This window comes from Rhizobium sp. R339, assembly GCF_002211395.1.
Taxonomy (GTDB): domain Bacteria; phylum Pseudomonadota; class Alphaproteobacteria; order Rhizobiales; family Rhizobiaceae; genus Rhizobium.
The window spans coordinates 169,155-181,666 of record NZ_LOKV01000023.1; the positions used below are offsets into that span (position 1 = coordinate 169,155).

Sequence of the window (12,512 nt, forward strand, 5' to 3'; positions counted from 1 at the left end):
ATGATCCCGCAGGAGATCATTCGGCGCAAGCGCAACGGCGAGGAGCTCGCCTCTAACGATATCAGCTCCTTCATCGCCGCGCTTGCCGCCGGGCAACTGTCGGAAGGTCAGATCGGCGCCTTTGCCATGGCCGTCTGGTTCAAGGGCATGTCGCGGGCCGAAATCGTGGCCTTGACGCTGGCGATGGCCAACTCCGGCGACAGGCTGGAATGGGCCGACATCGATCGCCCGGTCGCCGACAAACATTCGACTGGAGGCGTCGGCGACAATGTTTCGCTGATGCTGGCGCCGATCGCCGCCGCCTGCGGCCTCGCCGTTCCGATGATATCGGGACGCGGCCTCGGCCACACGGGCGGCACGCTGGATAAGCTCGAATCCATTCCAGGCTATACGATTACCCCGGATGCGGATCTGTTCCGCAGGGTGGTGAAAGAGGCGGGATGCGCCATCATCGGCCAGACCGGCGCCTTGGCGCCTGCCGACGGCAGGCTCTATGCCGTGCGCGACGTGACCGCCACCGTCGATTCCATTCCCCTGATCACCGCCTCCATCCTCTCCAAGAAACTCGCCGCCGGCCTTCAGACGCTGGTGCTCGATGTCAAGGTCGGCAACGGCGCTTTCATGGCTGAGCGCGATCAGGCGGAGGACCTGGCGCGTTCGTTGGTCGACGTGGCGAATGGCGCAGGCGTGAAAACCTCGGCGCTGATCACCGACATGAACGAGCCGCTCGCCGACAGCGCCGGCAACGCCGTCGAGTTGCGCAACTGCCTGGATTTCCTGGCGGACAGGAAAGGGAATACGCGGCTCGAAGCCGTTGTTCTTGCCTTCGCCGCCGAGATGCTGGTGAAATCGGGCATTGCCGCTTTGCCTGAGGAAGGTGAGGCGATGGCGCGCCAGGCGCTGTCGTCGGGAAAGGCGGCGGAGGTTTTTGCACGCATGGTATCCATGCTCGGCGGCCCGGCCGATCTTGTCGAGAACCCCGACAAATACCTGGCCCGAGCGCCAGTGGAAAAGCCTGTCATGGCCGCCCGGTCCGGCTGGCTTGCCGCCTGCGACGCTCGCGGCATCGGTGTCAGCGTCATCGATCTTGGCGGCGGAAGACGCCATCCCGCCGACCGGATCGATCACCGCGTTGGCTTCTCCGAGCTTCTGCCGCTCGGCACCCGCGTGACTGCCGGCGAGCCGATCGCTCTCGTTCACGCCGCCGACGAAGCCGCGGCCGAGAGGGCAGCCGCAGCGCTTGCCGCGCACTACATCATTGCTGAGCACGAGCCGGCGCTGAGCCCGGTCATTGCGGGCCTTATCTGACGCAGTCTATTGCTTGAGGCTGAGCGAGCCGTCGGCCACGGAATAGGAGGCGAGCTTCTGCAGGAAGCTCATGCCGACCAGCGTCGTCGTCAGCGCTTCATCCTTGAGGACGAAGGCTTCGACATCGCGGACGCGGATGCCGCCGATTTCGATCCGGTCGAGCGTCACATGCGCAGCCTTGGTCTGGCCGTTCGCGGTGTTCACGCCATAGCGGAAATCGAGCTGGTTGGCTGTGAAGCCCAGCCGGCGCGCGAGCGTCTCGTTGAGCGCGACATAGGTGGCGCCGGTATCGATCAGGCCTTGCACCGGCTTGCCGTTGATCTTGAAGCTGCCGGTGTAGTGACCCTGCGCATCCGCCCGCATGCGGATCACATTGCTGCCGGAGACGGGTGCGGAGGCTGCGGGCTTCTCGCTTTCGGTCGAGATGTAATTGGCGGAAAGAGTGTCGGCGGGCGACTGGCCGGTGCCTGTGAAGAAGGACGGCACCTGTGTGGCGAGCACCGCGGCGATGCTGGCGAATATGGCGGTACGCACGAGCATGAAACAGAAATCCTTCCTGTATAAACCCCGCTTCATGCGGGGCCTCATGCTTCCAGACTGCTAAGCCTGAAGTGCTGACAAGTTGCTAATATCGACAGGAAAAAGGCCCGGGCGAACCGCCGGGCCTTGAAAGTCTTTCGATTTGGTAAAGGAAGGCTGAAATTACTTGGTGCCGTACATGCGGTCGCCGGCATCGCCGAGGCCGGGCACGATATAGCCCTTCTCGTTGAGGTGGCTGTCGATCGCCGCGGTGAAGACGGGTACGTCGGGATGCGCCGCGCGGAAATTGCGGATGCCTTCCGGGGCGGCAAGCAGGCAGAGGAAGCGGATGTTGTGAGCGCCGCGCTCCTTGAGCTTGTCGATCGCCGCGATCGAGGAGTTGCCGGTCGCAAGCATCGGATCGACGACGATGATCAGGCGCTCGGCCACATCTTCCGGCGCCTTGAAATAATATTCGACCGGCTGCAGGGTCTCGTGATCGCGATAGACGCCGATGTGGGAGACGCGGGCGGAAGGCACGAGATCGAGCATGCCTTCAAGCAGACCGTTGCCGGCGCGCAAGATCGAGGCGAAGACCAGCTTCTTGCCTTCCAGGATCGGAGACTCGATCGTCTGCAGCGGCGTCTCGATCGTTTCCATCGTCAGCTCGAGATCTCGGGTCACCTCGTAACAGAGCAGCGTGGAGATTTCGCGCAGCAGGCGCCGGAAACTTCCCGTCGATGTCTCCTTGCGCCGCATGATGGTGAGTTTGTGCTGCACAAGCGGGTGATCGATGACCGTGACGCCGTCCATGGGGAAGCCTTTCATTCTTTCTATCGAATGTTTCTTTCACGGAAATTGGCTCAACCGCAAGAGCGGAGCCGAATTTGCGCCAATCTTCCCCAACCTCCGGAACCTTTCCCGGTCAGGGAAGCTCTAGCCCTCAAAGGCGAGAAAGCAAAGCCTTCCGCGTCTCGTCGTCGACGAAAGCCGCTTCGATTGCGGTGCGCGTCATGGCGTCGATCTCCGCATCGCCGAAGCCGAAAGCTTCGGCGGCAAGCGCATATTCCCGCTCGAGCGACGTATGGAAGAAAGGCGGATCATCGGAGCTGATCGTCACCTGCACCCCCGCTTCCTTCAGCCGGCGCAGCGGATGCGAAGCGAAATCGGGAAAGACCCGCAGCGCGATATTTGAGCCGGGGCAGACCTCGAGCACGGTGCCGAGATCGGCAAGCCGCTTCACCAGATCGAGATCCTCGATGGCACGCACGCCATGGCCGATGCGCGCGGGACGCACGGCATCGAGCGCGTCTGCGACGCTGAACGCGCCGCAGACCTCGCCAGCGTGGATGGTAAGTCCCAGGCCGGCATCGCGGGCGATATCGAAGGCCCTGATATAGTCGGCGACGCGGCCCATGCGCTCTTCGCCGGCAAGGTTGAAGCCTGTGATCAAGGGATTGCCGGCCTTGGCAGCATATTCGGCGGCGCCGATCACGCTCTCCGGGCCGAAATGTCGCTCGCCGGTGACGATCAGCCGGGTCTCGATGCCGCTCTTTTCCCGAGCGCGCCGGATGCCTTCGCAGACACCCGAGATATAGGCATCGGCGCCGAGCCCGATGCGCTTGCCGTGATCGGGTGACACGATGAGCTCGCTGTAAATCGTGTTGATGGCGGCCAGTTCGTCGAGATAGGTTTCGGTCAGGAGCGCATAGTCCTCCTCGGTCTTGTAGACCTCCGAAACCTTGTCGTAGCATTCGAGGAAACTTGCGAAATCATGCCAGACATAGGCGCCGTCGCGAAGCTGCCCGCTAATGTCGATGCCGTATTTCCGCGCCTGCGCCTCGGTCAAAGCTGGCGGTGCCGCACCCTCCAGATGGCAGTGCAGCTCGGCCTTCTTCAAATGTGATGTCACAGAAAACCCCTTCCATGCGGCCCGGCGGGAATGCCGAGATGCCGCGCAATACTTTCGCCGATATCGGCATAGGTGCGGCGCACGCCGATCGAACGCGACCTTATGCCGGGGCCATAGGCGATAACAGGCACGCGCTCGCGCGTATGGTCCGTGCCGCGCCAGGTCGGATCGCAGCCATGATCGGCGGTGAGCACGACGAGATCGCCCGGCTTCAACCTCTTATGGACTTCGGGCAGGCGGGCATCGAAAGCTTCCAGCGCCGCGGCATAACCCGGCACGTCGCGGCGATGGCCGTAATTCATGTCGAAATCGACGAAATTGGTGAAGACGAGATCGCCGTCCTCGGCCTCGTCGATCGCCGACAGCGACGCATCCATCAGCGCCTCGTTGCCAGTCGCCTTGATGACCCTCGATATGCCCTGATGGGCGAAGATATCGCCGATCTTTCCCACGGCATGCACGCGCCTGTTGTGCTCGACAAGCCGGTCGAGCAGCGTCGGCTCCGGCGGCAGCACGGAGAAGTCGCGCCGGTTTCCGGTGCGCTGGAAGGTCGAAGCAAATTGGCCGATGAAGGGCCGGGCGATGACGCGGCCGATATTGTAGGGATCGAGCAACCCGCGGGCGACGCGGCAGAAGGCGAGCAGCCGATCGAGGCCGAAATGTCCCTCATGCGCCGCGACCTGGAAGACCGAGTCCGAGGAAGTGTAGCAGATCGGCTTGCCGGTGCGGATATGCTCCTCGCCGAGACGGGCGATGATCTCGGTTCCCGAGGCATGGCAGTTGCCGAGAATGCCGGGCACATCCGCGTCCCTGCACAATGCCTCGATAAGCTCCGGCGGAAAGGCATCGCCTTCCGTCGGGAAATAACCCCAGTCGAAATTGACCGGGGTTCCCGCGATCTCCCAATGGCCTGAGGGCGTGTCCTTGCCGCGGGAGATTTCGGTGGCGGCTCCGTAAACGCCGTAGATCTTTTCCGGCAGAGGCATGCCGGCCGGAAACTGGCCGGACGCGGCCCGCGCGATATGCATCAGCCCGAGCTCGGACATATTCGGCAGGCAAAGCGGCCCGCTGCGCAGACCGGCGCGATCCCCGGCTCCGGCTGCGCAGAACTCGGCGATATGGCCGAGTGTATCGGCGCCCTCGTCGCCATAGGCTGCCGCATCCGGCGCGCCGCCGACGCCGAAGGAATCCAGAACGAAAAGAAAGGCACGCGCCATTTTAAAAACCCGAAAAACCGATCGCCGGCCCCTGAGACTGCAGGGGGTGGCCCAGGCTCAGGCATATAATGCCGCGATCGGCTTGGCAAATTCGTGAAAGAGGTGAAAGTCGGTCAGCAGTCGCCGCAGGGGATCGAGTCTCCCTGCCGCTGGCGATAGAAATAACTCCGGCTGATGGTGATCGTCCTTATGCCGTCCGGCATGAAGTTCGGCGCGAATAGGAACATCGTGTAGGGGATGCTGAGTTCGGTGCGGACCAGGAAGCTGTTCGCCGTCTTCATGTCCGCCGGCACATCGGCCACGGTGGCGTTCTTGGCATAGGGCACCGTCCCGTCCTGCGCCCAGGACCACAGCACTTTGGCGTTGGCGCCGGCGTCGATGGTAATTCCGGTGATCTTCAGCTTCAGCGACGTGGTGTTGTAGGGGACGAACATTGCGGTAGCGACCGACGGCATCTGCGCCAGCGTGCTCTTCGTGACGGATTGCTGCTGGGTGACGATATCGGCGATCGTTCCTGCGGCGCGGGTCACGCGCTTGCTGACGCTGAGGCCGATCGTAATCTCGAAAGCACCGATATAAAGCATGATGAGCACGGGAAACAGGATCGCGAATTCGATCGCGCCGGCGCCCTTGCGCTCCCGTGCCAGCCGCCGCGCCGTCGATACAAGCCTGGTGAACGGGTTGCGCAACGCCATTATGGATACTGCTCGTTCTGGAAGGCCGTGGTCGCGACGATCAGATATTGCGTCGGCATCGAGCCGTTGGACGGCCGTATCGTCGTGATGTAAGGCCGCACCAGGTCCGTAATGATTTCCCAGCGATAGTAGGCGCGCAGCATATTGATGGTGCCGGCGCCGCCCGGCGTATATTTGAAAGCCGCCGCGTTGATGTCTGCATATTTGTCAGTGGAGAGCTTAGGGACCGTCGTCGGGATAGCCGAAAACGTGCTGAACGTCTGCACATCCAGGTACAGTTTGCTCGGTGTAGCGACCTCGGTCGCCGAGCATCTGATCAGGATCGAGATCTCGTTGCAGAAAGCCTGACGGAACTGCGTCTGGCTCATATCGGTCGTGCGGCCGAGATTGTAGGTGATCTGGCCGGTTCTCATCCGCCGGCCCATCGTGTCGACAGCGTTGGAGACGAGTTCCTCGGCGGCGAAGGCGACGAAGGTTTCGAGGATCGCGAAGATCACCATGAAGTAGGGAATGGCGAGCAGCGCGAATTCGATCGCCGCCGCGCCGTCGCGCGAGCGGGCAAGCGAGCGCAATCGCGAAAGACGGAACGGCGCGAAGGCGCGCTGCTTATCCGTCTTCTGATCAGTGACCGTCATTGCCTGGACCCATGCGAGATTTTCCAGCCGTCACACTAAGGGTCGTTCGTTGATTTTCCGTTTCAGCCTGATACGACGATTTTAACAAATGGCCGAAGAAGACGGGGCTAGCCGATCAGGGCGAGGTGGCGGTCGTGGCCTGCTGCGCATGCTGCTCGCAGTTCGGCGTGCAGGAAAGCACCGAGCGCTCTGTCTGCCGGTAGACGCGCACCGTATTGCCCTCGTCGATCGATACCAGAATGCGCTCGTCCAAGATCGCATTGCCGTCGGCATCGAGCAGGACCAGATTGGTGGTGCCGAAGCTGCGTCCCGTCAGCACGATGGTCTTGGCGTCGGCCACGGTCGCATCGGCGACTTTGGCGTTGCCGACGATCACCTTGCTGACCGGGCGATCGAGCTTCAAGACGCGCGCGTGATCCATATAGACACGCAGCATGTCATCGTCCGCGGCCGCACAAATGCCGGAAATACCGAAAACGGCGGCCATGCCGGCAAAGAATATAATTTTGCCGCTCGATGACATCTGGTCCTCTTTCACGATCACAGCGCAATGACACATAGAATGGGAAAAAATGGTGAACGAAGCCTTAAGCCATTTATTCTATGTTCTGGAATGAAGCGCAGTGGCTCGCTTTGAAACGGACGCAATCGCCAGTTGTCATAACGAGACACGCTGCTCGTTCTATTCCGGGATGATCGCAGCCTCAGCCGTGCAGCATCCTTTGGAATATAAGTAGATATTTAGAGAATCGAGTAAGAAAACGCTTACCCTACAAGGGCCTGTTGTCTCATTCACAGGTTGTTAACGCTCTTCTTTAAGCGGATGGAAACGCCCATTCGCTAGGTTGCAGTCATCCGATCAACGGCAACAGTTGGCGGACGTGCTGAACATCAACTGGAGTTAGGAGTAACCATGACCAAGCTTTTTAGCCGTTTTCTGAAGGACGAATCCGGCGCGACCGCAATCGAATACGGCCTGATCGCAGCTCTCATTTCTGTCGCCCTCATTGCTGGCGCCACGACCCTCGGCGGCAAGATCGGCAACACGTTCAACGGTCTGAGCACCAAAATGACGACCGCTGAAACCGCAAGCGGCGGCTGATCTGGTTACCGCCACGCGGCGTACGGATGATATCGGCCGGATTTGCTTCGGCCGAACTTTCGAGCGGGCTCACAGGCTGAACGGCCGTGAGCCTTTTCGTGTCTTGCTATGATCGGGTAAACGCATGATCGCAGCTTCAGTTTTCGTGATACTGCCACTCTGCCTCGCCATGGCGGCGTTTTCGGATCTGTTCACCATGACGATCCCGAACCGCATTTCCCTGATCCTGATCGCCTCCTTTATCGTTCTCGCGCCGCTGTCCGGTCTTGGCCTGCAGGCGATCGGCATGCATCTTGCCGGAGGCGCCATCGTCTTTACCGCCTGCTTTGCTCTTTTTGCCTTCAATGTGATGGGCGGCGGAGACGCCAAGCTGTTGAGCGCCACCGCGCTATGGTTCGGGCTGAACGAATCCCTGCTTTTCTTCATGACCGATGTCGCCGCGGTCGGTGGTCTCGTCACCTTGCTCATCCTGGCGGTGAGAGCGCAGTCGGACACCATCCTTGCCATCGGCCTGCCGGTGCCGAACTCGGTCCTGCTCGCCAAGAAGATCCCCTACGGCATCGCCATTGCGATCGGCGGCTTTATGGCCTTCCCGTCCTCGCCGCTTTTCCTGGCCGCGCTCGAAAGCCTGAAATAACGGCATTTTAAATGCCCGTTAACTTAAAATGTAAGTGTTCCATTAACCATAATTATACCAATTCCTGAGCATTCTGCAGGGCGAACATATCGTGCCCTGAGGAATGACCGATGAAACCGGCCCGCGTTATAATTCTAGGTGTTGCCGTGGTGGCAGCCGGTCTTGCCGGTTTCCTTGCGATGCAAATGGCGGGTAACCCTGACGTCGTCACCCAGGTGCAGTCGGTCGTCGAGAAGGAACCGACTGTCAACGTCCTCGTCTCGAGCCGCACCCTGCCGGTCGGCGCGAGGCTGGACGAGAAGGCGGTCCATTGGATGGCCTGGCCGCAGGACGGCGTCGTCCAGGGGCTGATCACGGAAGCCGAAAAGCCGGACGCGATCAAGGATCTGCAGGGCGCCGTCGTGCGTCTGCCGATCTTCGAAGGCGAACCGATCCGGCCGGAAAAGGTCGCAGATTCCAACAGCCGCATCCTGTCCTCGCTGCTGCCGGCCGGCAAGCGCGCGGTGGCGACCGAGATATCGGTGGCGACGGGCGCCGGCGGTTTCATCCTGCCGAACGACCGCGTTGACGTCATCATGGTCCGCAAGGGCGCCGAGGCCAACAAGCTGATCACCGAAACCGTGCTGAGCAATGTCCGGGTTCTCGCCATCGACCAGCAGATCCAGGAAAATGAGGATGGCTCGAAGGCGGTGGTCGGCACGACCGCGACGCTGGAACTGACCCCGGATCAAACGAAGGTGCTCGCCGTCGCCCAGCAGATGGCGGACCGGCTGTCGCTTGCGCTGCGCTCGGTCGCCGATGCGCAGGAGCAGGATACCAGTGCGGCGGATTATCTGCTGAGCGGCGATAACGGCAGTGCGATCATCCAGGTCATCAAGTCGGGCACCATCGTCACGGATGCCGGCAGCGCGCCGAAGGCGGAGTAAGAGGACGTGCAAATGGGCAATTCAACACGGCGCGCCAAGCTTCTCCTGACAGGCTGCATCTCGCTGGCAATCGGCGTCTCAGGCGTGGCGCCGGTGCCGCTTCTCGGTATCGGCGGGGCGTTGGCCGATTCCGATAGCCTGGTCCGCATCTCGCAGACCGGCCCCAATGCCCATCGCCGGCTGAAGCTCGGGCTGAACAAGGCTGTCGTCGTTGATCTGCCGGAGGATGCGCACGACATCCTCGTCTCCGATCCGACCATGGCTGACGCGGTGACCCGCACCTCGCGGCGGATTTATCTGTTCGGCAAAAAGGTCGGTCAGACGAATATCTTCGTCTTCGGCAGCGACGGGCAGGAGATCGTCAATCTCGACATCGAGATCGAGCGCGACGTTTCCGGCCTCGAAGTCAACCTCCGCCGCTTCATTCCAGACTCCAAAATCAATGTCGAAATCGTCTCCGACAACATCGTGCTCACCGGCACGGTACGCACGCCGCAGGATGCGACGCAGGCGGCCGATCTGGCCCAGGTCTTCCTGAAGGGCGGCGAAGCGACGACGAGAACCGAGACGGCATCCGGCACCGGCGGCGACAGCTCGGTGGCGCTCTTTGCCGAAGGCCGCCAGTCCTCGCAGGTCGTCAACCTGCTGCAGATCCAGGGCGAAGACCAGGTCACCCTCAAGGTGACGATCGCCGAGGTTCGCCGCGAGGTCCTGAAGCAGCTCGGCTTCGACAATCTCGTCTCCAATTCCTCCGGCATGACGGTCGCGCAGCTCGGCACGCCTTCCGCCGACAGCGCGACGGCGACCGTCGGTGGCGGCCTGGCGGCCCTCTTCAAAAGTTCGATCGGCAAATATGACATCTCTACCTACCTCAACGCGCTCGAACAGGCGAAAGTCGTCAAGACGCTCGCCGAACCGACGCTGACGGCGATATCGGGCCAGGCCGCGACCTTCAATTCCGGCGGCCAGCAGCTCTATTCGACGACCGACAGCGACGGCAATGTCACCGTTGTTCCCTTCAACTACGGCATCAACCTCGCCTTCAAGCCGGTCGTCCTGTCGTCGGGACGCATTGCTCTTGAAATCAAGACCAATGTTTCCGAACCCGTGGCCGGCAGCGGCAACGCCACCTATCAGCGCCGTTCGGCGGAGACCTCGGTGGAACTGCCCTCGGGCGGCTCGATCGCGCTCGCCGGTCTCATCCGCGACAACGTTTCCCAGACCATGGGCGGCACGCCCGGCGTCTCGAAGATCCCGCTGCTTGGCACGCTCTTCCGCCAGAAGGGCTTCGAGCGTCAGGAAACCGAGCTCGTCATCATCGCGACGCCCTATCTGGTGCGCCCGGTGGCGCGCAACCAGCTCAACCGGCCGGACGATAATTTCAGCCCCGAGAACGACGGTGCAACCTTCTTCCTCAACCGTGTGAACAAGGTCTATGGCCGCCGCGAGGCGCCTGTCGCCGACGCGCAGTTCCACGGCTCGATCGGGTTCATCTACAAATGAGCGGAGTGCGATCGGCAGCAATGGCACAGAACAGAGATCAGGCGATGGCCCATAAGAATTCGACGACACCCCGCCTCGGAATCTCCAAGGCGCTTCTTGCCACGGCCCTCGTTTCGGCGGCCGTCCTTTCCGGATGCGCCGGCCCGCACGACCAGCTGACGACCGGCGGCATTCCTGACGACTATCGCGCCCGCCATCCGATCATCGTCACGGAAGCCGAGCAGACGGTGGATATTCCCGTCGCATCGACCGACCGCCGGCTGACCATCGCCCAGCGCGATCTCATCCGCGGCTTCGCCGCAAACTATATCTCGCGTGCGTCAGGCCCGGTTTACGTCATGTCGCCGCAAGGCTCGCCCAATTCGGCAGCCGCCTACCAGCTGCGCAATCAGGTCCGCGCCGAGCTGGCGGCAAGAGGGATCGCAAGCTCGAAGATCGTCAATACCTCCTATACTGCCGCCGGTGCCGGCGATGCGGCGCCGATCCGTCTGAGCTTTACCGGCACGACTGCGGTCACCACGCAATGCGGCCAGTGGCCCAAGGATATCTCCGACGATTTCACCAATCAGAATTACTATAATTTCGGCTGCGCCTCGCAGAACAACCTCGCCGCCCAGATTGCCAATCCGGAAGATCTGATTGCGCCTCGCGGCATGACGCCGATCGATGCTCAGCGGCGCAACAACGCCATCCAGGAATATCGGACGACGACATCGACGATCGAAGACGTCGGCGACAGCAGCAGCGGATTCTGAGGCGGAACGGGACGATGAGCGCGATCGAATACGAAATCAGGAACCCGAGCGAGCTTCGCCACGCCGAGGAGGCTGTGCGCATGGCGGATCTGGAAAACATGCGGCCGCTGCCGCGCATTTCCGTCCATGCTTTCTGCGAGAGCGAAGCGCTGCAGCATGTCATGGAGCGCTGCGCCAATGACCGGCGTATGGCGAAGGTCAGCTTGCGCATCACCAGCGGCGGCATCGCCGCTGCCGCCAACATGTTTTCAGGCGCCCCAACGCCGAACCTGATCATCCTGGAGACCAAGGCCAATTCCGGAAGCCTGCTCGGCGAACTCGCGCCGCTCGCCGCCGTCTGCGACCCCACCACCAAGGTCGTGATCGTCGGCTATTACAATGACATCGGCCTCTATCGCGAACTCATCCGCAACGGCATTTCCGAATATATGGTCCAGCCGGTCGCCATGCCGGACATCCTGACGGCAATGGCGTCGATTTTCGTCGATCCGGAGGCCGAGCCGCTCGGCCGCAGCATCGCCTTCATCGGCTCGAAGGGCGGCACCGGCGCCTCGACCGTGGCGCATAATTGCGCTTTCGGCATTTCCAATCTCTTCTCCACCGAGACGATCCTCGCCGATCTAGACCTGCCTTACGGCACGGCGAACATCGACTTCGACCAGGATCCGGCGCAGGGTATCGCCGAAGCGGTCTACGCGCCCGATCGTCTCGACGAAGTCTTCCTCGATCGCCTGCTGACGAAGTGCTCCGAGCATCTGTCCCTGCTCGCGGCGCCCTCGCTGCTCGACCGCGCCTATGATTTCGACGGCCAGGCCTTCCAACCAGTGCTCGACGTCCTGCAGCGCAGCGCGCCGGTCACCGTGCTCGACGTTCCGCATGCATGGTCGGAATGGACCCGTTCTGTGCTGTCGAGCGTCGACGAGGTGGTTCTCTGCGCAGTGCCCGACCTCGCCAACCTGCGCAACGCCAAAAACATGCTGGATGCGCTGCGCAAGATGCGGCCGAACGATAAGCCGCCGCATCTGGTCCTCAATCAGGTCGGCATGCCGAAGCGTCCGGAGATTTCGCCGTCGGACTTCTGCGAGCCGCTGGAGATCGACCCAATCGCCATCATTCCCTTCGACATCAACCTCTTCGGCAATGCCGCCAACAGCGGCCGGATGATTTCCGAGGTCGATCCCAAGTCGCCGACGGCGGAAACCTTTTCGCAGATATCGCATATCGTCACCGGCCGCGTCGCGATCAGGAAGGCGAAGAAGGGCGGCCTGCTTGGCCTCCTGAAGCGCAAGTAGACGAATAGAAA

14 protein-coding genes are annotated in these 12,512 nt (G+C 61.8%); 7 read left to right on the plus strand and 7 right to left on the minus strand.

The annotated features are described in order from the left end of the window. Entirely contained in the window at positions 1-1,308 is a 1,308-nt protein-coding gene (gene deoA / locus ATY76_RS20020) for a thymidine phosphorylase (RefSeq protein WP_088676467.1), read from the plus strand. 6 nt (positions 1,309-1,314) lie between these two features. Here the strand turns inward: deoA and ATY76_RS20025 are convergent, their stop codons facing one another. The 7 genes from ATY76_RS20025 to ATY76_RS20055 all read right to left on the minus strand — a co-directional run bounded on the left by ATY76_RS20025 (position 1,315) and on the right by ATY76_RS20055 (position 6,809). Beyond that, positions 1,315-1,884 (minus strand): TIGR02281 family clan AA aspartic protease, encoded by a 570-nt coding sequence (locus ATY76_RS20025; protein ID WP_088676468.1) that lies wholly within the window; start codon positions 1,882-1,884, stop codon positions 1,315-1,317. 126 nt (positions 1,885-2,010) lie between these two features. Then, positions 2,011-2,640 (minus strand): uracil phosphoribosyltransferase, encoded by a 630-nt coding sequence (gene upp, locus ATY76_RS20030; RefSeq protein ID WP_004674949.1) that lies wholly within the window; start codon positions 2,638-2,640, stop codon positions 2,011-2,013. A gap of 130 nt (positions 2,641-2,770) precedes the next feature. Continuing rightward, complete coding sequence (locus tag ATY76_RS20035) at positions 2,771-3,739, minus strand: adenosine deaminase (RefSeq protein ID WP_088676469.1); 969 nt, start codon at positions 3,737-3,739, stop codon at positions 2,771-2,773. Further along, positions 3,736-4,956 carry a phosphopentomutase gene (locus ATY76_RS20040; RefSeq protein ID WP_088676470.1) on the minus strand — a complete coding sequence of 407 codons (1,221 nt, stop codon included), beginning with the start codon at positions 4,954-4,956 and terminating at the stop codon, positions 3,736-3,738. The genes ATY76_RS20035 and ATY76_RS20040 overlap by 4 nt, the downstream gene beginning before the upstream one ends. A 113-nt stretch (positions 4,957-5,069) precedes the next feature. Further along, on the minus strand, positions 5,070-5,651 hold the full coding sequence (locus ATY76_RS20045) for a TadE/TadG family type IV pilus assembly protein (RefSeq protein ID WP_088676471.1): 582 nt from the start codon (positions 5,649-5,651) through the stop codon (positions 5,070-5,072). Beyond that, positions 5,651-6,286, minus strand: a complete 636-nt coding sequence (locus tag ATY76_RS20050) for a TadE/TadG family type IV pilus assembly protein (RefSeq protein WP_088676472.1) — start codon at positions 6,284-6,286, stop codon at positions 5,651-5,653. The genes ATY76_RS20045 and ATY76_RS20050 overlap by 1 nt, the downstream gene beginning before the upstream one ends. 115 nt (positions 6,287-6,401) lie before the next feature. Continuing rightward, positions 6,402-6,809, minus strand: coding sequence for a pilus assembly protein N-terminal domain-containing protein (locus tag ATY76_RS20055; RefSeq protein ID WP_088676473.1), 408 nt, complete (start codon positions 6,807-6,809; stop codon positions 6,402-6,404). A gap of 390 nt (positions 6,810-7,199) precedes the next feature. On the opposite strand from ATY76_RS20055, the gene ATY76_RS20060 reads away from it, so the two are divergent. The 6 genes from ATY76_RS20060 to ATY76_RS20085 all read left to right on the plus strand — a co-directional run bounded on the left by ATY76_RS20060 (position 7,200) and on the right by ATY76_RS20085 (position 12,501). Beyond that, the gene (locus ATY76_RS20060) at positions 7,200-7,388 is read left to right on the plus strand and encodes a Flp family type IVb pilin (protein ID WP_088676474.1); all 189 of its coding nucleotides are present in this window, start codon (positions 7,200-7,202) and stop codon (positions 7,386-7,388) included. A 124-nt stretch (positions 7,389-7,512) separates the two neighbouring features. Beyond that, on the plus strand, positions 7,513-8,025 hold the full coding sequence (locus tag ATY76_RS20065) for a prepilin peptidase (protein ID WP_088676475.1): 513 nt from the start codon (positions 7,513-7,515) through the stop codon (positions 8,023-8,025). Between the two features lie 110 nt (positions 8,026-8,135). Next, positions 8,136-8,951 carry a Flp pilus assembly protein CpaB gene (gene cpaB, locus ATY76_RS20070; protein WP_088676476.1) on the plus strand — a complete coding sequence of 272 codons (816 nt, stop codon included), beginning with the start codon at positions 8,136-8,138 and terminating at the stop codon, positions 8,949-8,951. A gap of 12 nt (positions 8,952-8,963) precedes the next feature. Then, positions 8,964-10,454, plus strand: coding sequence for a type II and III secretion system protein family protein (locus ATY76_RS20075; RefSeq protein WP_088676477.1), 1,491 nt, complete (start codon positions 8,964-8,966; stop codon positions 10,452-10,454). Beyond that, the gene (locus ATY76_RS20080; RefSeq protein WP_088676478.1) at positions 10,451-11,209 is read left to right on the plus strand and encodes a CpaD family pilus assembly protein; all 759 of its coding nucleotides are present in this window, start codon (positions 10,451-10,453) and stop codon (positions 11,207-11,209) included. The genes ATY76_RS20075 and ATY76_RS20080 overlap by 4 nt, the downstream gene beginning before the upstream one ends. A 14-nt stretch (positions 11,210-11,223) precedes the next feature. Beyond that, the gene (locus ATY76_RS20085; RefSeq protein WP_088676479.1) at positions 11,224-12,501 is read left to right on the plus strand and encodes a CpaE family protein; all 1,278 of its coding nucleotides are present in this window, start codon (positions 11,224-11,226) and stop codon (positions 12,499-12,501) included. Positions 12,502-12,512 lie beyond the last annotated feature (11 nt).

What these genes read in the sequence shown, in the direction of transcription:
- ATY76_RS20055 (WP_088676473.1), bottom strand. Translation starts at nt 6,809, where the DNA reads ATGTCATCGAGCGGCAAAATTATATTCTTTGCCGGCATGGCCGCCGTT.
- ATY76_RS20075 (WP_088676477.1), top strand. Translation starts at nt 8,964, where the DNA reads ATGGGCAATTCAACACGGCGCGCCAAGCTTCTCCTGACAGGCTGCATC.
- ATY76_RS20025 (WP_088676468.1), bottom strand. Translation starts at nt 1,884, where the DNA reads ATGAAGCGGGGTTTATACAGGAAGGATTTCTGTTTCATGCTCGTGCGT.
- deoA (WP_088676467.1), top strand. Translation starts at nt 1, where the DNA reads ATGATCCCGCAGGAGATCATTCGGCGCAAGCGCAACGGCGAGGAGCTC.
- ATY76_RS20050 (WP_088676472.1), bottom strand. Translation starts at nt 6,286, where the DNA reads ATGACGGTCACTGATCAGAAGACGGATAAGCAGCGCGCCTTCGCGCCG.
- ATY76_RS20080 (WP_088676478.1), top strand. Translation starts at nt 10,451, where the DNA reads ATGAGCGGAGTGCGATCGGCAGCAATGGCACAGAACAGAGATCAGGCG.
- upp (WP_004674949.1), bottom strand. Translation starts at nt 2,640, where the DNA reads ATGGACGGCGTCACGGTCATCGATCACCCGCTTGTGCAGCACAAACTC.
- ATY76_RS20065 (WP_088676475.1), top strand. Translation starts at nt 7,513, where the DNA reads ATGATCGCAGCTTCAGTTTTCGTGATACTGCCACTCTGCCTCGCCATG.
- ATY76_RS20060 (WP_088676474.1), top strand. Translation starts at nt 7,200, where the DNA reads ATGACCAAGCTTTTTAGCCGTTTTCTGAAGGACGAATCCGGCGCGACC.
- ATY76_RS20085 (WP_088676479.1), top strand. Translation starts at nt 11,224, where the DNA reads ATGAGCGCGATCGAATACGAAATCAGGAACCCGAGCGAGCTTCGCCAC.
- cpaB (WP_088676476.1), top strand. Translation starts at nt 8,136, where the DNA reads ATGAAACCGGCCCGCGTTATAATTCTAGGTGTTGCCGTGGTGGCAGCC.
- ATY76_RS20045 (WP_088676471.1), bottom strand. Translation starts at nt 5,651, where the DNA reads ATGGCGTTGCGCAACCCGTTCACCAGGCTTGTATCGACGGCGCGGCGG.
- ATY76_RS20040 (WP_088676470.1), bottom strand. Translation starts at nt 4,956, where the DNA reads ATGGCGCGTGCCTTTCTTTTCGTTCTGGATTCCTTCGGCGTCGGCGGC.